The organism is Desulfovibrio piger (assembly GCF_951793255.1).
GTDB lineage: Bacteria > Desulfobacterota > Desulfovibrionia > Desulfovibrionales > Desulfovibrionaceae > Desulfovibrio.
The window spans coordinates 2,324,297-2,345,000 of record NZ_OX636706.1; the positions used below are offsets into that span (position 1 = coordinate 2,324,297).

Here is a 20,704-nt window from a genome sequence, read left to right on the forward strand (position 1 = left end):
GTAGGGTGATCCTCATGAATGACAGAATCTTCAAGATGGGCAAGCTTGTCCTCTGGGGCGTCGGCCTGTGGGTCTTTTTCGCGGTCATCACGCCGCGCCTTGTGGCCCTGAGCCCTGCCTGGCAGCATTATGACCGCGTCCAGGAAGAGAATGGGCTGGACAGCGGTGCCCTGTATTACACCAATGTCCCTGTGGTACAGTCTGCCGAGGAGGCCATGAAGCATGCCGTCAAAGCCGGGATGGCCGAGCGGCGCGAACTGGCCATAGCCCAGCGCCGGAATGCGGAGCTGTGATGACGACGCCCGTATGCCGTTTTGTGGTCAGCGCCTGTCTGGCCGGGGAATTTTGCCGCTATGACGGCGGGAGCAACGCCTGTGCTGCGGTCCAGGAACTGGTGCGCAGGGGAGAGGCCGTCACGGCCTGTCCTGAAGGGCTGGCCTGCCTGCCCGTGCCCCGCCCGCCGTGCGAGATCAGAGAAGGGCGCGTCCTGTCGCAGGATGGCAGGGATTTGACGGAGGATTTCCTCCGGGGGGCCCGCCTGGCCATGGAGACGGCCCGCAGGCACGGCTGTACGGCGGCCATCCTCAAACGGCGTTCGCCCTCCTGCGGTGTGGGGCAGATCTATGACGGCACGTTCAGCCGTACCCTTTGTCCCGGTGACGGGCTGTGGGCACGCATGCTGCGCGAGGCCGGGTTCGCCCTGTATACCGAGGAACATCTGCCCGAAGATATCTAGACCTGCGAAAGGTCGTTGCCGTCGTTGCCCGTCTTCCCTGAGGACGGGCTTTTGTTTTGGGGCGCTGCGGCTTGTGTTTCTCCTATCCATCAGATAAGAAAAAAGGCCGGCAGACGCTGCCGAATGGACTTTTTACGGAACGAGGAACCCATGAAAACCGAATCGCTTTGCCTGCATGCGGGCTATACCCCCAAGAACGGTGAGCCCCGGGTACTGCCCATCGTGCAGAGCACGACCTTTACTTATGACTCCACGGCCGAAGTGGCCAAGCTTTTTGACCTGGAAACTTCCGGCTTTTTCTACACCCGTCTGGGCAATCCCACGGTGGACGCCGTGGAGCAGAAAATCGCGGCTCTGGAAGGCGGCGTCGGCGCCCTGTGCACCTCTTCGGGACAGGCTGCCAACCTCATCGCCATCCTCAACGTGGCCCAGAGCGGCGACCATGTGGTCAGCATGGCCAGCATCTACGGCGGCACCTTCAACCTGTTCGCCGTGACGCTGAAGAAAATGGGCATCGAAGTGACCTTCGTGGACCAGCGGGCCGATGACGCCGAGATCAAGAAGGCCATCCGCCCCAACACCAAGGCCGTGTTCGGCGAGCCCCTGACCAATCCTTCCATGGACGTGCTGGACATCGAACGCATCGCGGCCCTGGCCCATCGTCACGGTCTGCCCCTGATCGTGGATAATACCTTTGCCACGCCTGTGCTCTGCCGTCCCTTCGATTTCGGTGCCGACATCGTCGTCCACTCCACCACCAAATACATGGACGGCCATGCCCTGCAGATGGGCGGCGTCATCGTGGACAGCGGCAAGTTCGACTGGACTTCCGGGCGCTTCCCCGAATTCACCGAGCCCGACGCCTCGTATCATGGCCTGATCTATACCAAGGCCTTCGGCAAGGCCGCTTACATCGTCAAGGCCCGCGTGCAGCTCATGCGCGACCTGGGGTGTTGCCAGACGCCGCAGGGCGCCTTCTACATCAATCAGGGCCTGGAGACCCTGCCCCTGCGCATGGAACGTCACTGCCGCAATGCCGAGGCCGTGGCGACCTTCCTGGCCGGGCACGACAAGGTGGAGAGCGTCTGCTACCCTTGGCTGCCGGACAGCCACGACAAGGCCCTGGCCGAAAAATACCTGCCTAAGGGCTGCAGCGGCGTCATCTCCTTCTCGCTCAAGGGCGGCCGCGACGCCGGGGCCCGTTTCATCGACAGCCTGAAGATGGTGTCCCTGCAGGTGCATGTGGCCGATATCCGTACCTGTGTCCTGCATCCGGCCAGCTCCACGCATCGCCAGCTCAGTGACGAGCAGCTCACGGAAGCTGGCATCACGCCCGGCATGGTCCGCCTGTCCGTCGGTCTGGAAAATATCGACGACCTTCTGGAAGACCTGTCGCAGGCGCTGGCTCAGGCCTAAGCCATAACAAGACGGTACAAAATGAGAGAGCGGGTCCCGCAGGGGCCCGCTCTCTTTACGTTGTGGCTGATGGGCTGATCCTGCTCCGTCAGGGACAGGCAGGAGAGGACGTATCAGACTTTTTTGCTGTCTTTTGCAAACTGTTTCAGTCTGCATTATTGGCGATCTCGGCCATGGTGGCGCCGGTGGCCCGGCACAGGTCGTCCGGCGAAAGGCAGAGCTGCACCCCGCGCTGTCCGGCGCTGATGTAGATCTGCTCCCAGAGGATGGCATGCTCATCCAGAAAGACGGGGTAATCCTTTTTGGCTGCCAGCGGCGAACAACCGCCGCGGATGTAGCCTGTCAGGGGCAGGACTTCCTTGAGGTGGACCATCTCCACATGCTTGTTGCCGGATGCCGTGGCCAGGGCCTTCAGGTTCAGTTCCGCCGCGGCGGGGATGCAGGCCATGATGACGCCTGTTTTGTCACCGCGGGCCACCAGGGTCTTGAAAACGCAGCCGGGATCCACGCCCAGCTTGTGGGCCATGGTCACGGCGGAAAGGTCGCTTTCGTCCACATCGGCCTGATGCAGGGTGAAGGGGATCGCCAGACGCTCCAGCAGGCGCGCGGCATTGGTCTTGGCTATTTTTTTGCTGCTCATAGTGCTTGCGATAAATTTGTGATCGAAACGGGGGATGGCGTCATTTGACCTGCCAGCAGGCCGTGACCTGCCGGAGGATATCATCCTGTGCCTGTTGCCGCAGTGCTGTCAGCTGTTCCAGCAGGGCAGGGATGCGGGCGCGAAGGTCCGCCGGTGTCCCGGCATTGTCCACCACCAGATCGCTGGCGGCTTCCTTGCGCTCGGCTGGCCACTGCCAGGCTTCCAGAGTCGCGGCTTTTTCTTCGTTCCAGCCGCGGGTGGCCATGATGCGTTGCAGGCGGATCTCGCGCGGGCAGCGTACCGTCAGGCTCAGGGCACCGGGCAGACCGGCCTTGTGCCAGCCGCATTCGAAATACAGGGGGATCTCCGCCACGGCGCAGTCCTTGCCCTCGGCTTCCGCCTTGTCCCAGAAGGCCAGGATGGCGTCCCGGACAAGGGCATGGACCATCTGCTCCACTTCTTTGCGCAGGCCGGGGTCCTGCTGCATGGCCTCCAGCAAAGCGGGTTTGCACACGCTGCCGTCATCCTCCAGCAGACGTTCCCCGAAGCGGCGGCCCAGATAATCGGCCATCTCCCCACCGGCGGCATAGAGCTGCGCCACCAGGGCATCGGCGCTGACCGTGGGCAGGCCCGCCTTTTCCAGGGCATGGGTGAGGGTCGATTTGCCGCAACCGGGATTGCCGGTGATGACCAGCCGCTGCATGCGGCTGCTGTTGTTCAGGATGGTCCGGAGCATGTCGTCGGGCGGCGGGCAGAAAAATTCCAGCGCCTCGCCCGACAGGGGATGGCAAAAACTGATGTGCCAGGCATGCAGCATCTGGCGCGGGGCACGGGCTGCCACAGGGGCCGGGGCGTACAGGGCGTCGCCCAGCAGGGGATGGCCCACATGCGCCATGTGGACGCGGATCTGGTGCGTGCGCCCGGTATGGATGCGCACGGCCACCAGCGAGAAATCCTTGCGCGGGCTGCTCCAAAGCACGCGCCAGTCGCTGTGGGCCGCCTTGCCGCCCCGGTTCTCCGGGACAACGGCCATCTTGACCTTGGCGGTAGGATGGCGGCCCAGAGGTTCCCGGCAGGTGCCCGTCTGCGGGGGCACGCCCTGCACCAGGGCCAGATACTCCTTGTGGACTTCCCGCCGGGCAAAGGCCTCGCTCATGCGCAGACGGGTGGGCTCGTCCAGGGCCACGAGCAAAAGGCCGCTGGTGTCCTTGTCCAGACGATGGACCACACCGGGGCGCAGGCCTTCCTGTTCCCGCAAACGCGGGAAGTGGTGCAGCAGGCGCTGGACAAGCGTGTTTTCCGGGCAGGAGGGACAGGGATGGACCGTCAGGCCCGCGGGCTTGTTGCACAGCAGCAGATGCTCGTCCTGCCAGAGGATGTCCACGGCTTCGTCTTCGGCGCGAAGCTCGTTGGCCGTATCGGGCAGATCAAGACGGACCTCCTGGCCGGCCTTGAGCTTGAGGGACGCCGTGGAGACCGGCAGCCCGTCGATGCGGCAGGTACCGGCCGTGATGGCACGCTGCACGGCGGCCCGTGAGAGGTCGGGCAGCAGACCGCACAGGGCCTTGTCCAGCCGCTGCCCCACCAGAGCGCCCGCCACGCGGAAGTCCAGCTGACGAGGGCTTTCCCCGCTCATCAACGGCCTCCCAGGACGGTGATGCTGTTCACGCGGTCACCAAAGGTGGTGGTGCGGTACAGATTGCGCAGTTCGCTGCCGGGCGTGATGGAGCTGACCACGGCACGGCCGATGACGAAGCGCTCGTTGTCGCTGGCACCCTCTACGGTGCGCACGCCCCAGACGTTGTGGAAGATGGCGGGCCGCCCCTTGTAGGGCCCCACATAGAGCATGATGTGCCCGCGCAGCCAGACCAGGGTCAGGAAGGGGACGCCGTCGCGCAGGATGGCCTTTTCCTTTTCCTTGATGCTCATGCCGTCCAGCATGATGCGCCGTCCGCTGCGCGCCTGGGACAGGGAGTTGCGGGGCAGCCAGATGCCGAAGGGCGTCAGCAGCTCGCGGGTCAGGGCGGAGCAGTCGCGGTCGCCGAACATGCCGCCCCAGCCGTAGCGCTGCCCCATCATGACGTTGCCGATGAGGGCCACCTGCGCCGGGGTCATGGGCAGGGGCTTGATGGCGGCGTCTTCATGGGCCAGCGTCAGTGTGACCACGTTCGCCCGGCTGCCGTTCTTGACGGGGACCAGCACCGCCAGGCGGGTGTTGTCGCTCTGGGACGGGGCCAGAGGCAGGACAGTGCCGATATTGACCTGTCCGGCCAGGCTTCCGGGCAGGGGGACGTTGTCGCGCAGCACGGCCACATAGCTGCCGGTCTTGTAGCTGGCCTCGAAGGCCTCGTCCACGATGCCGATATCATTGGCGTCCACCCAGCCCGCGGCCACGGGGGTCTCCACATAATACCAGTTGCCGTCACGGCTGGTGTGGGCGATGAAGACCGGCGTCCCCACCGGCAGCAGGGAATACTGGAAGTAGTCGAAAGGATTGATGCGCGGGTCAGGCGTGGGCTCGCTGAAACGCGGCGTATGGCTGGGCATCTCGCGCAGGTCGGCATTGCGTACCGTGATGCCGTACATGGCCGTGTTGGGGAAGCTCTTCAGACCGGCGTTGGCACGCATGGCGTCCCATTCGTCCTGGGTCCAGCGCACGTCACCGTATTTGTAGCCCTTGGCCTTGCGGAAATAGATCTCCACGTCCCGTTTGCGGATGGAGGTCTTGCGCATGTCCCAGGGGCCGAAAAAGATGCGGTTGAAGCGCGCGTCCTGCTCCGCCTGGGCCTGGCTGTCCAGCAGGGGCGTGTCGGCACCGGCCTGCTGGGCGAACACGGTCAGATCCTGCGGAAAGCTCCGCATGTCACGGATGGTGCCCAGATGCGGGGAAGGGATGCCGTCACGCGGCGGGATCTGTTTGCCGCCGCAGGCGGCCAGCAACAGCAGCGAACACAGCGCCGCCAGCCGTACCCCTGTCCAGAGGAAAGACCGAGTCATGATGCCCCCTTATTTGAAGCTCACCTGATACTTGCGCAGAAAGTCCGTCGGCAGATAGGTCATCTTGGCCTGGCGCAAGCCTTCTTCATCCAGATCCTGGGCCCGGTTCAGCAGCTCGAAGCCGTTGCCCGCCTCTCGGGAGAAGCAGGCATTGATGGTCTGGTAGACGCCGCGGAAACCGTTGAGCCCTTTTTCATAATGGACCCCCAGCGTCTTTTCGTCCAGTGCTTCCCCCACGCTGAAGGCCACCATCTGGCCGTCCACATACAGGGAACCGCCGCACAGGCCGTCCAGAAGTTCCCAGTGGGAGAGCACGCGGTTGATGGCTTCGTTCTCGGCACGCAGGGAAGGGGAGTCCTCGCATTCATGCCACTGGCACCAGTCGTCCTGCAGGCCCAGCACGTCTTCCACCATGGCGTCGTCCAGCGGCCGGTAGTCGATTCCGTAAGCCTTTTCGAAGCCGCGCAGGTGGTTACGCTTTTTATGGTAGCGGTTGCCCGGCAGGGTGGCCAGATCGCTCTGCAGATACAGGTATTCCCACTGGCCGCGCGAATCATGCTCTTCGACCTTGTCCGGCAGGGCCGCGCGCCAGCGCTCCAGCAGTTCTTCGGGCACGCGGATGAAGCTGCGGCAGGCGTCGATGCCGCTGGCAGCCCAGTCCACGGCGTCCCAGTCGCCCACAGGGGCCCAGTAGGTGACGAAGGGCACGGTCTGGCGCAGCCAGCACAGATCGCCGTCAAAGGCCCACTGCAGGCCGAAATACTGCTGCCAGCCCCAGATATTGGGCAGGCTGTAGTCCAGGGAACGACGCGGGGTCTTGTGCCACAGTTCATAGAATTCGGAACGACCGTCCAGGGTGACGGGAGTGAAAGAAAGATTCTTCATCAGGGGAACCTGTTGTTATCTGTTGTCGTGATGGTGCCGGGCGCGCATGGCAAAGCGGGCCCAGTCGCGGTACAGCAAAACATAAAACATGATGGCCGTTTGTAAACACTGCGAGACCAGCATGGCCAGGAACACGCCGGAGGCCGTGCCCCACAGCCAATGGCCCAGCAGCCAGCCCAGCGGCAGACGTACCAGCCAGAAGGTGCCGCCGTAGACCATCAGATTGTAGCGTGTGGCGCCCGCGCCCACCATGACGCCGCCCATGACGGTGCTGGCGATGGAAAAGGGCGTGGAGAGCAGATTGTAGGTCAGATAGTTGATGATCTGGGCCTGCGTGCCCGCCTCGTGGGAGAGCAGGGCCGCCAGTTCGGCCCGGAAGGGCCAGAGCAGGGCCGCCACGACGCTCATGCCCAGCGAGGCGATGACGATCATCTGCAGAGCGACGCGCTTTGCCTTGGCGGGCTCGCCCATGCCGAGACAGTTGCCCACCAGCACGGAGACGCTCATGTTGAAGGCCATGCCCGGCAGGAAGAGCAGGGCCTCGATGCGCAGACCGGCGGTGAGGCCCGCCAGGGCGTTGATGCTGTCGAAAGGCAGGGAGGCCACCAGGACGAAAAGCATGAGATAGCCGGACTGCCAGACGATCTGGGCCGCGCCCGCAGGCAGGGCCACCTTGAGCAGGTAGGGCAGACCGGCCCGCAGCCAGCGAGTGGTGGGCATGGCCCGGCGGCACAGGTAACCGGCACGGCAGAGCAGCAAACAGTTGGCCACGGCTCCCAGACACTGGGCACCGGCATTGGCCCAGGCGATGCCCATATAGCCCATGCAGGGCAGGCCGAACCAGCCCAGGCCCAGCCCCAGACAGCCCAGCAGGTCGAAGATGCAGACCGTGGCCGCCACCCAGAGCGGCGGCAGGACCTGCCGGGTGGCACGGAACATGACGCCGGTGGCGGCGTAGACATACTGGGCGGGCAGGGCCAGCATGGTGATGTCCCAGAAACCGGCGGTGACCGGCAGGATGCGCTCCGGGACCTGGAGGACGCGCAGGATGGGGCTGCCCAGCTGCCAGCCCAGCAGGGCCACCAGGATGCCGGCCAGCAGGCTGCCCAGGACGGTGGTGCCCACATAGCGCTGGGCGCGGCGCATGCGCTTGGCCCCCAGCGACTGGCTGACCGCTGCCGTGGCGCCGCTGGACATGGACATGGCCACGACCATGAGGAACAGGCCGCACTGATTGACCATGCCGAGCGCGGCCTGCACGTCGGCACTGATGCGTCCGGCCACCCAGATATTGATGAAGCCCATGAAGAAGACCAGATACATCATGAGCATCTGCGGCCAGGTGAGCTTCCATATGGCACGGGGAGAAACGCTGAGATCCGGTTCCGGCATGGGGTGTTCCAAAGATGTTTGCGTGCGGATGACACGGAAAAGGTTGGTGGACAGCAAGGGGGCTCTGGCCGGGAAGGCTTCCTGCTCCGGCAGCCCGGCGGCAGGCCGTGAACGGCAGCGCACCGGCGTATCGGGGAGTCGTACGCCCCGGCAGAGCTGGGGACAGGCGACGTGCAAATACTGTGGCCCTGATGGGGGATCAGGTCCCGTGGACTGCCGGGCAGGGCAGGACGCCGTCACTGCAAGGAAAAAGGAGGAGCGATCGTAGCTGGCCGAAGCACTCGAAGGGGGAAGAGGGCGCTTTCCCGCTGGAAAAGTCCCCTTCCCCCTTCGTGGAAATCAGGCAGGCGGCCCAGGATTACAGCAGGCCCTCGTAACAGGCGGCCAGATCTTCCAGGGTCTCGCGGCGGCGGATCAGACGCACGCTGCCGTCGGCCTGGATCAGGATCTCGGCGGCCCGGCAGCGCTGGTTGTAGGAGGAGGACATCACGAAACCGTAAGCCCCGGCGTCCAGCACGCCCAGCACGTCGCCTTCATGCAGCAGGGGCAGCTGGCGGTTCTTGGCCAGGATGTCGCCACTTTCGCAGATGTTGCCCACGACGCTCTGTTCCACGGTCTCGGTATCCGGGCCCTGCGCGCCCTGACGGTACACTTCCACATCATGGAAGGAGTCGTACATGGCGGGACGCACCAGCACGTTGAAGCCCAGGTCGGTACCGGCATAGCGGCTGTCACCGTTGGTCTTGGTGGCGTTGACGCTCCCCAGCAGGACGCCGCATTCGGCCACCACATAGCGGCCGGGCTCCACCAGGAAGCGGCCGGTGTAGCCGGTCTTTTCCGCCCAGCCGCTGATGAGGCCGTGCAGGCGGCTGCCCAGGTCGTCCATGTCCAGACGGGGCTGGTCTTCGTATTTGTGGTAGGGGATGCCGAAACCGCCGCCGAAGTCGATGACTTCCAGTTTTTCCAGCACGTCGGCGGGCAGACGTTCGGCCAAATGCAGCAGGACCTCGGCAGCGGCGATGTAGCCGTCGGCCTCCATGAACAGGGAGCCGATATGCTGGTTGATGCCGGCCAGATGCAGGTCATATTTTTTCAGGATGGCGAACAGGTCGTCCAGCAGTTCCGGCGAGACGCCGAACTTGGTCTCCTTGCCGGCGGTGACGACCTTGGCGTGATGGCCGGCGCCGATACCGGGGTTGAAGCGCACCATGACCTTGCCGCCGGGATTGACGCGGCCCAGGGTCTCCACCTGGGAAAGGGAATCCACGCTGATCAGCACGCCGTGCCGGACGGCATTGCGCAGCTCGTCTTCAGAGATGTTGTTGGAGATGTAGAGGATCTCGTCGGCGGTGAAGCCCGCCAGCTGGTCCATGTACAGCTCGCCGGGGCTCATGGCGTCCACCACCAGGCCTTCTTCGCGGATGATGCGCAGCAGCACGGGGTTGGTGTTGGCCTTGACCGAATAGTTGACGCCAAAGCCGGGCAGGGAGGAAAGGGCCTTGAGTTCGCGGCAGCGCTGGCGCAGCACGGTCTCATTATAGACATAGAGCGGCGTACCGAACTGTTGGGCCAGATCCAGAGGAGAATGGCCACCATAAAAATTGATACTGTCGGTATAGCTGGAGCGGATCTGGGACATAGGGGATTCCTTGGTCTGAAAGGCTGCCGGCTCTGGCCGGCTCAGGAATTGTTTGGGCGCTCAATATATGCTGTTGCCTCCCCCGGCTGTCAAGATGGCAGGCCCGCGGCAAGGACGATTTCATGGCCGCCCGGGCCATGCCGCAAGGGGAGGGCGGGCCCGCCCGCATTGACATGGCAGCCCCCCTGCTTTATTCCAAAACAGCGGACCGGTGGAAAATGCCCTGACGGCATCCGGGTTCCAGCCTTTCACGCGGCCCTTTGCCGCGCATTCTTTTTTGTAATCAACCGGGCTTGCCCGAATCATACGGAGTATCCATGGCTATCAAGAATGGCGACACCCTGCGTGTGCACTACACCGGCACTCTCAGCGACGGCACTGTTTTCGATTCTTCCCGCGAACGCGAACCCCTGGAATTCACCATGGGCAAAGGCATGCTCATCCCCGGCTTCGAAGCCGCCGTCATGGGCCACGAAGCGGGCGAGACCGTGACCGTCACCATTCCCCCGTCCCAGGCTTATGGCGAAAGCGATCCCGAGCTGGTCTTCACCGTGGACCGCGCCCAGGTGCCCGATCATATCCCGCTGACCGTGGGCGTGCCGCTGCAGCTTTCCAATGAACAGGGCCAGATGGACGTGACCATCACCGAAGTCACGGACGAAGAGATCACCCTGGATGCCAACCATCCCCTGGCCGGCAAGGAACTGACCTTCGAAATCGAAATCGTCAGCGTCAACTAGGTTCCCGGACGTTGACAAGGGAGCTTTCATGAGCAGCAATTCCGCCCGCAGAAGTGCCGTTCAGGCCATCACCACCTACAAGCCGGAAGCGTCGCCGCTGAACTTTTACGATACCAAGCCCACCGACATTTTCGGCTGTAACGTGTTCACCGACAAGGTGATGCGTGAACGCCTGCCCAAGGATGTCTACAAGGCCCTGCACAAGACCATCGAATTCGGCGAACGCATGGATCCCGGCATCGCCGATACCGTGGCCGCCGTCATGAAGGACTGGGCCATCGAAAAGGGTGCCACCCACTTCACCCATATCTTCTACCCCCTGACCGGTCAGACGGCGGAAAAGCACGACAGCTTCCTGATGCCTGACGGCCAGGGCCGCATCATCGCCGAATTCTCCGGCGCCATGCTGATCCGCGGCGAGCCCGACGCTTCGTCCTTCCCCTCCGGCGGCCTTCGCTCCACCTTCGAGGCGCGCGGCTACACGGCCTGGGACGTGACCAGCCCCGCCTACATCATGGAAAACCCCAACGGGACCTTCCTGTGCATCCCCACCATGTTCCTTTCGTGGACCGGTGTGGCCCTGGACAAGAAGACCCCGCTGCTGCGTTCCGGCCAGGCCCTCAACCGTGAGGCCCGCCGCGTGCTGAAGCTGTTCGGCATCGAGACCAAGCTGCCTGTGGTCTCCTACGCCGGTCTGGAGCAGGAATACTTCTGCATCGACCACAACTTCAACTTCGCCCGTCCCGACCTGCAGGTGGCAGGACGCTCGCTGTTCGGCGCCCGTCCGGCCAAGGGCCAGGAATTCAGTGACCAGTACTTCGGGGTCATTCCCCAGCGCGTGCTGTCCTACATGATGGAAGTGGAACGCGAGCTCTACAAGCTGGGCGTGCCCGTGCGCACCCGCCATAATGAAGCCGCTCCCAGCCAGTACGAGATCGCGCCTCTGTACGAGGCCAGCAACCTGGCCGTGGACCACAACCACATCATCATGTCCACCCTGCGCAACGTGGCCAAACGCTACGGGCTCAAGTGCCTGCTGCACGAAAAGCCCTTCTACGGCGTCAACGGCTCGGGCAAGCACGTGAACTACTCCATCGGCAATGCCGAGCTGGGCACGCTGTTCAACCCCGGCGAGACCCCGCACGCCAATGCCAAGTTCCTGGTGTTCTGTGCGGCCATGATCCGCGCCGTGCACAAGTTCGGCGGCCTGCTGCGTGCCACTGTGGCCAGCGCCAGCAACGACCACCGTCTGGGCGCTCACGAAGCCCCGCCGGCCATCATGTCCATCTTCCTGGGCGATCAGCTGACGGAAGTGTTCGAAGCCTTCCGTGCCGGTCGTATCGACGATGCCGCCAACAGCAAGAGCGGCCGCGTCATGAACGTGGGCGTGGATACCCTGCCGCCCCTGCCCACCGACCCCGGTGACCGCAACCGCACCAGCCCCATCGCCTTCACGGGCAACCGCTTCGAATTCCGCGCCCTGGGTTCCAGCCAGTCCGCGGCCGATTCCATCACGGCCCTGAACGCCATCATGGCTGATTCGCTGGGCCATGCGGCCGACTTCCTGGAAGGCGACCTGGCCCGCGGCAAGGACCTCAACACGGCCATCCAGCACTATGTGCAGCATGTCATCGAAGAGCACAGCGCCGTTATCTTCAACGGTGACGGTTACTCCAGCATCTGGCATGCCGAAGCCGAACGTCGTGGCCTGTCCAACCTGCGCACCACGCCCGAGGCCATGCCCGAGCTGATCCGTCCCGAAGTCATCGACCTGTACGAGCGTCTGGGCATCCTGAACCGTGCCGAGCTCAAGGCCCGTTATGACATCTATCTGGAGCAGTACTGCAAGACCGTACGCACCGAAGCCATCCTGACCATCCGCATCGCCCGGACCATCATCTTCCCCGCGGCCATGCGTTATCAGGGCGAACTGGCCGAGACCGCGGCCCGCATGAAGGCCATCGGCAAGGACTTCCGTACCATCACGTTGGACGAGGTCACCGAGCAGCTGCGCGGCCTGCAGGATGCCACCCGCAGCCTGGAAGCCACGCTGGCCAGTGTGGACGGCAAGGGCGACTTCCTGGCCCGCGCCACCCGCTACTGCGAAGAAGTGCTGCCCATCATGGGCGAAGTGCGGCGCTATGCCGACCTGCTGGAGACCCGCGTGGCCGATGACCTGTGGGATCTGCCCAGCTATCAGGAAATCCTTTTCGGAAAATAATTGACAGCCGAAAAGAATTGTGATTTTCTACGCAAAGAACTTTTAACCAACAGGATTATTTCCATGTCGTGCACTTTCTCCAACATCTGCTTCCGCACCTTCTGGTGGCGCGCGAGTCAATGTACGGGGGACGTGCAGGCATAGCCTGTTGCGATTGATACGTCACATGCATTGCGCAAGCGCCGTTCCCCCACAGGGGAGCGGCGCTTTTTTTTATGTTTTGAAGGAATGACCCTATGAATACGACCACACTTCCCGACGCGGCCTCCCATGCTCCTCTCGTTTCCCTGCAGCAGCAGGCCCGCTGGCGGCCCGCCGACATGGATACGCCCATCAGCCTGTATCTGGGCATGGTGGGCCGGCAGGACGGCATCCTGCTGGAAAGCGCGGAGGTGGACGGCCGCTGGGGTCGCTACAGCGTCCTGGCCTGCGATATGGCCCTGTATGTCCGCTGCCGTGAGGGGCGGCTGGATCTGCGCATCGAGGACGAACGTCTTGCCCCTCTCGCCGTCCTGCAGGGGCTGCCTTTCGTGGAAGGCCTGCGCCGCCTGATGCAGGGCCTGCACCTGGAGGCCCCGGCACAGATCGACGGGCTCCCGGCCATCACCCGTGCCCTCTACGGCTGGGCGGGATTCGGTATGGCCTCCCTGTTCCAGCCCCGTCTAGCCGCGGTCATGCCGCCGGAAGAGGCGGAGAGCATGCTAGTGCTGCCCGGGACGCAGCTGGTCTTCGACCATCTGTACAACAGGCTGTGCCAGATCAGCCTGGGCGGACACCGAAAGGTGCTGGGCAGCCGCGGGGCGGAAGGAAATTTCACTGTCCGCGGCGATGTCCGTGCCGATCCCGGAGAGGCCGGCTACAAGGCCATGGTGGAAAAGATCAAGGCAATGCTGCACCAGGGCGAGGCCATACAGGTGGTGCCTTCCGTCAATTTTTCCGTGGCCTGCGAAGGGGATCCCTTCGTGCTGTACCGGCGCATGCGCCGTTACAATGCCTCGCCGTACATGTTTTTCATGCGCCTGGGAGATTTCTGCTTCTGGGGGGCCTCGCCGGAGGTCATGGTGCGCTGCGAAAAGGGGCGTCTGCAATTGTCGCCCATTGCCGGAACGCGCCGTCGCGGCCGGGACGATCTGGAAGACGCCCGGCTGGCGGAAGAATTGCGCAGCGACCCCAAGGAACAGGCCGAGCATGTGATGCTGGTGGATCTGGGGCGCAACGATCTTGGCCGGGTGGCCCAGCCCGGCAGCGTGAACCTGGAGCGTTGCATGGATGTGGAGCGTTTTTCCCACGTCATGCATCTGACCAGCCGGGTCACGGCCCGTCTGGCCCCCGGGCGGGATGCCCTGGACGTGCTGGCGGCCACTTTCCCGGCAGGGACGGTGAGCGGGGCGCCCAAGGTCAGGGCCATGGAGATCATCCGCAGCCTGGAAGGTCGTGCCCGCGGGCCCTATGCGGGCTGCATCGGCTGGCTGGGACTGGACAAGGACAGCGTGGATCTGGACATGGGCATCGCCATCCGCAGCATGTGGAGCCGCGAAGGGCGCCTGTTCTGGCAGGCCGGTGGCGGCATCGTCCATGACTCGGATGCCGCTCTGGAATGGAAAGAAGTTTGCAACAAATCAGCCATCATGCGCCTTGTGCTTGAAGAGGGTGACGACCATGTTCCTGCTCATCGATAATTACGATTCTTTTACCTACAACCTGGTCCAGGCGTTCTACGCCCTGGGGCACGAGCCCGTGGTGCTGCGCAACGACGATCCCGCCATCCTGGACATGGCCGCGGATCCCGCTCTGGAGATGGTCTGCATCTCGCCCGGGCCGGGACATCCCTCGCAGACGGGCTTCTGCCCCGAATTCCTGCGCCGCCTGCCGCACCATGTACCGGTGCTGGGCGTCTGCCTGGGCCATCAGTTGCTGGGCCTGCATGCCGGGGCGCGGGTGGATGTGGGGCCCTGCATCATGCACGGCAAGCAGTCCGAGATCGTGCACGACGGCAGCGGCCTGTTCGAAGGCCTGCCCAATCCCATGAAGGTGGCCCGCTATCATTCGCTGGTGGTCCATGCCGGAGAAGGGGAGGGCAATGCGCTGTTCACGGTGACGGCCCGCGCCCCTGAAGGCGAGGTCATGGCCCTGCAGTATCGCGACAGGCCGTGGGTGGGCGTGCAATTTCACCCCGAGTCCATCCTGACGCCGGACGGGCTGCGCCTGCTGGGCAATTTCCCGCAGGCCATCCTGCCCCGGCAGGGACGGGACGGCGGCATGGCCGAGGTGCTGGAACATCTGGCGCGGCGGGAAGACCTGACGGCGGACATGGCGTCCCGCAGCTTCGGAGCGCTCATGGACGGCAGACTGACGCCTGCCCAGGCCGGGAGCTTCCTCATGGGGCTGCGCATGAAGGGAGAAAGCTCTCTGGAACTGGCCCACGCCACCCGGGCTGCCCTGGCCCGAGCCGTGCGCGTGGAAGGCATCTCGGGTCCGTGCATCGATGTGGTGGGGACCGGCGGTGACGGCCGTCATTCCTTCAACTGCTCCACAGCGACGTCGCTGGTGCTGGCAGGCATGGGCTACAAGGTGGTCAAGCACGGCAACCGGGCTGTCTCGTCCACCTGCGGCAGTGCCGATGCCCTGGAGAGCCTGGGCATCCCGCTGGATACCGATCCCGCGGCGGTGGCGGATATGGTGGCCAAACGCAACTTCGCCTTCCTCTTCGCCCCGCATTTCCACCCGGCATTCAAGAATATCGGCCCGCTGCGCAAGGAGCTGGGGGTGCGTACCCTGTTCAATCTGCTGGGCCCCATGATCAATCCGGCCCGGCCCAGCCATCTGCTCATGGGGGTTGCCCGGCCCGAGCTGGTGCCCCTTCTGGCCGATACCCTGTCGCAGTCCGCGCTTTACCGGGCGGCGGTGGTCTGCGGGGCCGGGAATTATGACGAGCTGACGCCCATGGGCCCGGCCACGGCCATGCTGTTGCACAACGGCAGCGTCCGGCCGCTGGAGCTGGATCCGGCCGACTTCGGCTTCCAGAGCTGCACGCCGGAGGATCTGGCGGTGGAGAGCCGCGAGGAGGCTGTGGCAGTACTGCGCCGTCTGCTGGATGGCGAAGGCCCGCGTCCCATGCGCGACATGGTGGCCCTCAATGTGGGGCTGGCCATCTTCCTCATGGAAGAAGGGATGCCGCTGGATGTCTGCATGGCCCGTGCCCGTGAAGCGGTGCGTGCCGGTCTGGGAAGGAGGGTCCTCCATGCTGCTTGAGCGTTTCCTCTGGGCCAAGGCGGACGAAGTGGCACGGTTGCGGCAGCAGGAAAGGAAAGGGGCCCTGCCTGTTCCCTTCAGCGGGCAGCGCGGCGATTTTATCGCGGCCCTGCAACGACGGGAGGCAGGCGTGCCGCTGACCGTCATCGCGGAATTCAAACAGGCTTCACCGTCCCGCGGGCCCATCTGTCGCAGCCTGACGGTGGAAGAGGCTGCCCGGCAGTATGTGGCGGCCGGGGCAGGGGCCCTGTCCATCCTCACGGAACGGCGTTTTTTTGCCGGTGAGCTGGATTTTCTGGGGCGGGCGGCTGCCTGTTGCCCCGGGACGCCCCTGCTGCGCAAGGACTTTATCTTTGATCCGTTGCAGGTGCGGGCCACGGCAGCCACTCCGGCAGCGGCCCTGCTGCTCATCGTGGCTCTTACCCCGGATGCCGCGCTGTTGCGCCGTCTGCGGGAGCAGACGGAAAGCCTCGGCATGCAGGCCGTGGTGGAAGTCTGCGGCAAAAAGGATCTGGTGCTGGCCCGGGAGAGCGGGGCGCGCATCATCCAGGTCAATGCCCGCGATCTGGATACGCTGCGGGTGGACAGACAGGCCTGCCTGGAGCTGGCACGGCAATGCCCGCCGGAACGGGGCGAGATCTGGATCGCTGCCAGCGGCATGGATCGCCGCGAGCATCTGGAAGAAGCCGCCCGGGCCGGATTCTCCGCCGCTCTGGTGGGGACGGCCCTCATGCAGGAAGGGCAGCCCGGTGCCGCGCTGCGGCGGCTGCTCCGCGGCCGGGAGGACGGGCATCATGCTGCTTAAATTCTGCGGTCTGCGGCGGCAGGAAGATGTGACGCTGGCAGCCCGGCTGGGGGCCACGCATTGCGGCTTCGTGTTCCATGCGGGCAGCCCCCGTTGTGTGGATGCCGTGACGGTCTCCCGCCTGGAGAGCGGGGACATGGTGCGTGTGGGCGTCTTCACCGGGCAGGACAGTGACGAGATAGCCCGCATCATGCGGCTGGCGCGACTGGACATGGCCCAGCTGCATGCAGACCAGTCCGTGGACTGTGCCCGTCAGCTGGGTGCGGAGCGGGTGATCCGGGTGCTGTGGCCGCAACGGTATGGTGATACGGCCGCTCTGGAAGTCGCGGCGGGACAGTATGCCGACAGCTGTGCCCTGTACCTGCTGGATGCCGGCAGGTCAGGCGGCGGCAGCGGTCACACGCTGGCCTGGAAAACGCTGGGCGGCCTGCACCTGCCCCATCCCTGGCTGCTGGCCGGGGGCATGTCGCCCGCCAACTTCCGTCAGGCGCTGACGGCGTGCCGTCCGGACGGCGTGGACTGCAATTCCGGCGTGGAAGATGCGCCGGGGCAGAAGGATGCCCGGGCCATGACGGATATGGCCCGCCTTGTCGAAGAAGTTTTCCGGGATGCTCCGGCAGATCCTTCCAGACGGGCCTGACGGCCTGATCCCGGCAGGGCTGGAGAGCCGGACGGATAAAAGTTATAAAATACGATACAGTTCAGATACAGTGGAGAACGACCATGAAGAAAGGCTATTTTGGCGAATTTGGGGGATGTTTCGTTCCTGAGTTGCTGATGCCGCCGCTGCTGGAAGTGGAAGCCGCCATGCGGGACATCATGCCGACGCAGCAATTCCAGGACGAGTTGCAGGATCTGCTGCACAATTATGCGGGGCGGCCCACGCCCCTGACCTTCTGTCCGCGCCTTTCCGAAGAACTGGGCTTTGAACTGTGGCTCAAGCGTGAAGACCTGCTGCATTCCGGCGCCCACAAGATCAACAACACCCTGGGGCAGGCGCTGCTGGCCAAGTATATGGGCAAGACCGCTCTGGTGGCCGAGACCGGCGCCGGGCAGCACGGTGTGGCCACGGCTGTGGCGGCCGCCCGCCTGGGCATGAGCTGCACCATCTATATGGGGGCGGAAGATGTGGAGCGGCAGGCACCCAACGTCATGCGCATGCGCCTGCTCGGGGCCACCGTGCACCCGGTGGAAAGTGGTTCGCGCACGCTCAAGGATGCCATCAACGAGGCCCTGCGTGCCTGGATCGTCAGCCAGCAGACCACGCATTACTGCTTCGGCACGGCTGCGGGACCGCACCCCTTCCCCACGCTGGTGCGCATGTTCCAGCAGGTCATCGGACAGGAAGTGCGGGAACAGATGCTGGCCCGTGCCCAGCGCCTGCCGGATGCCGTGGTGGCCTGCGTGGGTGGCGGCTCCAACGCCATCGGCCTGTTCCATCCTTTCCTGGAGGACGAGCGCGTGCGCATCATCGGGGTGGAAGCCGCCGGTACGGGCGAGCCGGGTTGCTTCAATTCCGCGCCGCTCAATCTGGGCAGCCCCGGCGTGCTGCACGGCAACCGTACCATGCTGCTCCAGAACAGTGACGGCCAGATCGAGCCTTCGCACTCTGTTTCGGCCGGGCTGGATTATCCCGGCGTGGGGCCTGAGCATGCCTTCCTGCACAAGACGGGCCGTGTGCGCTATGTGATGGTCCGTGACGCCCGCGCTTTGGCCGCCTTTGAAAAGCTGTGCCATGCCGAAGGTATCCTGCCCGCCCTGGAATCTTCCCATGCTCTGGCCTGGGTCCTGGATCATCCCGAAGAGTTCGAGCCCGGCAGCAAGGTGGTGGTCAACCTCTCCGGCCGGGGAGACAAGGACTTGGCCATCGTGCGCAAAGCCCTGAACCTGCCGGAAAGCGGAGACATCTGCTAGCGCCATCCGCGGAATAGAGCCTCCGGCCAACGGTCGGGCAGGGGAGCCGCGCTGGGATGGTACATCCCCCGCGTGCGTGGAGAGGGGAAACAGCCTCATACCTTGCTGTCGTTCGGGAAAAGCCGGCAGAGAGCCACATAACAACAGCCATAACGGGAGTGGTCGTCAACGGCCGCTCCGGGAGTTCGTCATGCATATCCTTGAAGAAAAGATCCGTGCGGCCCGTGCCGCCGGACGTCATGCCCTGATCCCCTTCGTGACCTTCGGTTTCCCGGATGAAAAACGCTTCTGGCCCGCTCTGGTGGAACTGGACGAGAGCGGGGCGGACATCATCGAGATCGGTGTCCCCTTTTCCGATCCTGTGGCCGACGGCCCAGTGGTGGAGGAGGCCTCGCGCCGGGTGCTGAGCGACGGTGTCTGTCTGGAACGGATCATGGAAGAGCTGAAGTTGCGCGCCGGTGTCTTCCGTGCGGGCATCGTCCTGATGGGCTACCTGAACCCCTTCCTGCAATACGGTCTGGAAAAGCTGGCTGTGGAGGCCCGCGAGGCCGGTGTGCATGGTTTCATCATCCCGGATCTGCCCTTTGAGGAATCCGGGGACATCCGCCGCATCTTCGCCGCACAGGGCCTGGCCCTGATCGCTCTGGTGGGTCCCAATACGCCGGAGGAACGGATGCGCCTGTATGCGGACGTCAGCGAAGGCTATGTCTATGTGGTCTCGGCCATGGCGACCACCGGGCAGCGCGCCCGCATGGAGATGCAGGTCGCCGAGACCCTGCAGCGGGCCCGCTCCGTGTTCCGCCTGCCGCTGGCGCTGGGCTTCGGTCTGGAGCAGCCGGAACAGATGCAGGGGCTGCCGCCGGACACCCTGCCTGATGCCGTGGTCTTCGGCAGTGCCCTGCTGAAGCATCTGGATGCCGGAAAACCAGCGGCCGAATTTATTGCACGCTGGAAGTAACACATAGGGATATATTGTTTTTTCAGAATTAGGTGAGGGCGGTATCGCGTGTTGTCCTTACCGGAAAAGAGGAGCCATCTCTGCCAGAGCAGGGACGGCTCCCCTTTTTTAGGGAGTTGTTGATTTTTTTATTGACATTGAAATTCGTTTTCAATTAGGTTGGATCTGCAGCAAGTGGGGGCTGAGCGTGAAAACAAGATAAGGAGCCATATATGTGCGTCACTCTCATCGGCGGAATGGACAGACTCAAGCAGGACTATATCGCCGCTGCCCGTCAGGGGGGAGCAACCCTCAAATGCATCAGCCGTAACGAACGGAATTTTATGGACAAGATCGGCAACCCTGATGCCATCATCGTGTTCACCAACAAAGTCTCGCATGAAGCCAAGCGCAAGGCTCTGCTGCATGCCCGCTCCCGCAATATCCCCATCCATCTGGTGCACTCCTGCGGTGTGTCCAGTCTTCGGGATTGTTTGTTCTCTTCATAAATATTGACATTCATTTTCAAGTTGGGTAGGGTTCGGGAAATGAAATTCGTTTTTTCGAACCCTTACCTTTGTTTTGCCAATTAGTCACACAAGGCCTCAAAGAGGAGTTTTTGGAATGAGTGCTGAAGCCCGGTTTGATGGTGGTCAGGGGAAAATGACCATGGGAGCGTTGCGGATCGCTCTGGCAGGCAATCCCAACTGTGGCAAGACCACGGTGTTCAATGCCTATACAGGCGCGCGGCAGCATGTGGGCAACTACCCCGGCGTCACGGTGGACCGCAAGGAAGGCCATGTGCGCCACGGCAACGCCGACATCACTCTGGTGGACCTGCCCGGGACCTATTCACTGACCGCCTATTCCATGGAAGAGCTGGTCGCCCGAGCCGAACTGGGCAGCGGCGATGTCCAGGCCGTCATCAACGTGGTGGATGCTTCGGCTCTGGAGCGCAACCTGCTGTTGACCGTACAGATGATGGAGATGGGTCTGCCTGTGGTGCTGGTCTGCAATATGATGGACGAAGCCCGCAAGGCCGGCGTGCATATCGATATGGAGCGCCTGTCCGCGATGATGGGCATCCCTGTGGTGTCCGCCGTGGCCCGTACCGGCGAAGGCCTGCAGCA

19 protein-coding genes (1 of these 19 only partly in view) are annotated in these 20,704 nt (G+C 63.8%); 13 read left to right on the forward strand and 6 right to left on the reverse strand.

The annotated features are described in order from the left end of the window. Positions 1-14 precede the first annotated feature (14 nt). The 3 genes from Q4I12_RS10380 (at position 15) to Q4I12_RS10390 (ending at position 2,152) form a co-directional block, all read left to right on the forward strand. Positions 15-293, forward strand: a complete 279-nt coding sequence (locus Q4I12_RS10380) for a hypothetical protein (RefSeq protein WP_168935989.1) — start codon at positions 15-17, stop codon at positions 291-293. Further along, entirely contained in the window at positions 293-736 is a 444-nt protein-coding gene (locus tag Q4I12_RS10385) for a 2-thiouracil desulfurase family protein (protein ID WP_297138535.1), read from the forward strand. The genes Q4I12_RS10380 and Q4I12_RS10385 overlap by 1 nt, the downstream gene beginning before the upstream one ends. A gap of 150 nt (positions 737-886) precedes the next feature. Then, on the forward strand, positions 887-2,152 hold the full coding sequence (locus tag Q4I12_RS10390; RefSeq protein ID WP_302261509.1) for an O-acetylhomoserine aminocarboxypropyltransferase/cysteine synthase family protein: 1,266 nt from the start codon (positions 887-889) through the stop codon (positions 2,150-2,152). 145 nt (positions 2,153-2,297) lie between these two features. On the opposite strand, the gene ybaK is transcribed toward Q4I12_RS10390, so the two are convergent. From ybaK to lysA, 6 genes are all read right to left on the reverse strand, one after another. Continuing rightward, entirely contained in the window at positions 2,298-2,792 is a 495-nt protein-coding gene (ybaK, locus tag Q4I12_RS10395) for a Cys-tRNA(Pro) deacylase (protein ID WP_289616669.1), read from the reverse strand. A gap of 40 nt (positions 2,793-2,832) precedes the next feature. Further along, positions 2,833-4,428, reverse strand: a complete 1,596-nt coding sequence (gene coaE / locus Q4I12_RS10400) for a dephospho-CoA kinase (RefSeq protein ID WP_302261510.1) — start codon at positions 4,426-4,428, stop codon at positions 2,833-2,835. Next, entirely contained in the window at positions 4,428-5,789 is a 1,362-nt protein-coding gene (locus Q4I12_RS10405) for an NlpC/P60 family N-terminal domain-containing protein (RefSeq protein WP_204626230.1), read from the reverse strand. Before Q4I12_RS10405 ends, coaE begins: the two co-directional genes overlap by 1 nt. A gap of 9 nt (positions 5,790-5,798) precedes the next feature. Then, the gene (locus Q4I12_RS10410; RefSeq protein ID WP_204626231.1) at positions 5,799-6,674 is read right to left on the reverse strand and encodes a DUF2156 domain-containing protein; all 876 of its coding nucleotides are present in this window, start codon (positions 6,672-6,674) and stop codon (positions 5,799-5,801) included. A gap of 15 nt (positions 6,675-6,689) precedes the next feature. Next, positions 6,690-8,066 (reverse strand): MATE family efflux transporter, encoded by a 1,377-nt coding sequence (locus Q4I12_RS10415; protein WP_302261511.1) that lies wholly within the window; start codon positions 8,064-8,066, stop codon positions 6,690-6,692. Between the two features lie 358 nt (positions 8,067-8,424). After that, positions 8,425-9,705: a diaminopimelate decarboxylase gene (gene lysA / locus Q4I12_RS10420; RefSeq protein ID WP_302261512.1), complete on the reverse strand. Its 1,281-nt coding sequence runs from the start codon at positions 9,703-9,705 to the stop codon at positions 8,425-8,427. A 317-nt stretch (positions 9,706-10,022) separates the two neighbouring features. On the opposite strand from lysA, the gene Q4I12_RS10425 reads away from it, so the two are divergent. From Q4I12_RS10425 to feoB, 10 genes are all read left to right on the forward strand, one after another. Continuing rightward, positions 10,023-10,445, forward strand: coding sequence for an FKBP-type peptidyl-prolyl cis-trans isomerase (locus Q4I12_RS10425; protein ID WP_006004972.1), 423 nt, complete (start codon positions 10,023-10,025; stop codon positions 10,443-10,445). 28 nt (positions 10,446-10,473) lie between these two features. Further along, the gene (locus Q4I12_RS10430) at positions 10,474-12,666 is read left to right on the forward strand and encodes a glutamine synthetase III family protein (protein ID WP_168935998.1); all 2,193 of its coding nucleotides are present in this window, start codon (positions 10,474-10,476) and stop codon (positions 12,664-12,666) included. Between the two features lie 236 nt (positions 12,667-12,902). Then, entirely contained in the window at positions 12,903-14,345 is a 1,443-nt protein-coding gene (locus tag Q4I12_RS10435; RefSeq protein WP_302261513.1) for an anthranilate synthase component I family protein, read from the forward strand. After that, the gene (gene trpD / locus Q4I12_RS10440; RefSeq protein WP_168936000.1) at positions 14,326-15,918 is read left to right on the forward strand and encodes an anthranilate phosphoribosyltransferase; all 1,593 of its coding nucleotides are present in this window, start codon (positions 14,326-14,328) and stop codon (positions 15,916-15,918) included. The genes Q4I12_RS10435 and trpD overlap by 20 nt, the downstream gene beginning before the upstream one ends. Continuing rightward, positions 15,908-16,723, forward strand: a complete 816-nt coding sequence (locus Q4I12_RS10445) for an indole-3-glycerol phosphate synthase TrpC (protein WP_289616663.1) — start codon at positions 15,908-15,910, stop codon at positions 16,721-16,723. The genes trpD and Q4I12_RS10445 overlap by 11 nt, the downstream gene beginning before the upstream one ends. Further along, on the forward strand, positions 16,713-17,363 hold the full coding sequence (locus Q4I12_RS10450; protein ID WP_302261514.1) for a phosphoribosylanthranilate isomerase: 651 nt from the start codon (positions 16,713-16,715) through the stop codon (positions 17,361-17,363). Before Q4I12_RS10445 ends, Q4I12_RS10450 begins: the two co-directional genes overlap by 11 nt. Positions 17,364-17,446: 83 nt before the next feature. Then, positions 17,447-18,637, forward strand: a complete 1,191-nt coding sequence (trpB, locus tag Q4I12_RS10455) for a tryptophan synthase subunit beta (RefSeq protein WP_204626237.1) — start codon at positions 17,447-17,449, stop codon at positions 18,635-18,637. Positions 18,638-18,827: 190 nt separating this feature from the next. Then, positions 18,828-19,595, forward strand: a complete 768-nt coding sequence (trpA, locus tag Q4I12_RS10460; protein WP_302261515.1) for a tryptophan synthase subunit alpha — start codon at positions 18,828-18,830, stop codon at positions 19,593-19,595. A 212-nt stretch (positions 19,596-19,807) separates the two neighbouring features. After that, positions 19,808-20,083, forward strand: coding sequence for a DUF2325 domain-containing protein (locus Q4I12_RS10465; RefSeq protein WP_168936005.1), 276 nt, complete (start codon positions 19,808-19,810; stop codon positions 20,081-20,083). A 115-nt stretch (positions 20,084-20,198) separates the two neighbouring features. Then, positions 20,199-20,704, forward strand: partial view of a ferrous iron transport protein B gene (gene feoB, locus Q4I12_RS10470; RefSeq protein WP_302261516.1) — the 5' end (the start) only. The gene runs 1,717 nt beyond the window's last position; 506 of the gene's 2,223 nt are visible here — the first part of the coding sequence; the start codon lies at positions 20,199-20,201; its stop codon lies beyond the right edge, outside the window.

Bases quoted from the DNA above. Each gene is read 5' to 3' on its own strand.
- Q4I12_RS10380 (WP_168935989.1), top strand. From the start codon at position 15: ATGAATGACAGAATCTTCAAGATGGGCAAGCTTGTCCTCTGGGGCGTC.
- Q4I12_RS10385 (WP_297138535.1), top strand. From the start codon at position 293: ATGACGACGCCCGTATGCCGTTTTGTGGTCAGCGCCTGTCTGGCCGGG.
- Q4I12_RS10390 (WP_302261509.1), top strand. From the start codon at position 887: ATGAAAACCGAATCGCTTTGCCTGCATGCGGGCTATACCCCCAAGAAC.
- ybaK (WP_289616669.1), bottom strand. From the start codon at position 2,792: ATGAGCAGCAAAAAAATAGCCAAGACCAATGCCGCGCGCCTGCTGGAG.
- coaE (WP_302261510.1), bottom strand. From the start codon at position 4,428: ATGAGCGGGGAAAGCCCTCGTCAGCTGGACTTCCGCGTGGCGGGCGCT.
- Q4I12_RS10405 (WP_204626230.1), bottom strand. From the start codon at position 5,789: ATGACTCGGTCTTTCCTCTGGACAGGGGTACGGCTGGCGGCGCTGTGT.
- Q4I12_RS10410 (WP_204626231.1), bottom strand. From the start codon at position 6,674: ATGAAGAATCTTTCTTTCACTCCCGTCACCCTGGACGGTCGTTCCGAA.
- Q4I12_RS10415 (WP_302261511.1), bottom strand. From the start codon at position 8,066: ATGCCGGAACCGGATCTCAGCGTTTCTCCCCGTGCCATATGGAAGCTC.
- lysA (WP_302261512.1), bottom strand. From the start codon at position 9,705: ATGTCCCAGATCCGCTCCAGCTATACCGACAGTATCAATTTTTATGGT.
- Q4I12_RS10425 (WP_006004972.1), top strand. From the start codon at position 10,023: ATGGCTATCAAGAATGGCGACACCCTGCGTGTGCACTACACCGGCACT.
- Q4I12_RS10430 (WP_168935998.1), top strand. From the start codon at position 10,474: ATGAGCAGCAATTCCGCCCGCAGAAGTGCCGTTCAGGCCATCACCACC.
- Q4I12_RS10435 (WP_302261513.1), top strand. From the start codon at position 12,903: ATGAATACGACCACACTTCCCGACGCGGCCTCCCATGCTCCTCTCGTT.
- trpD (WP_168936000.1), top strand. From the start codon at position 14,326: ATGTTCCTGCTCATCGATAATTACGATTCTTTTACCTACAACCTGGTC.
- Q4I12_RS10445 (WP_289616663.1), top strand. From the start codon at position 15,908: ATGCTGCTTGAGCGTTTCCTCTGGGCCAAGGCGGACGAAGTGGCACGG.
- Q4I12_RS10450 (WP_302261514.1), top strand. From the start codon at position 16,713: ATGCTGCTTAAATTCTGCGGTCTGCGGCGGCAGGAAGATGTGACGCTG.
- trpB (WP_204626237.1), top strand. From the start codon at position 17,447: ATGAAGAAAGGCTATTTTGGCGAATTTGGGGGATGTTTCGTTCCTGAG.
- trpA (WP_302261515.1), top strand. From the start codon at position 18,828: ATGCATATCCTTGAAGAAAAGATCCGTGCGGCCCGTGCCGCCGGACGT.
- Q4I12_RS10465 (WP_168936005.1), top strand. From the start codon at position 19,808: ATGTGCGTCACTCTCATCGGCGGAATGGACAGACTCAAGCAGGACTAT.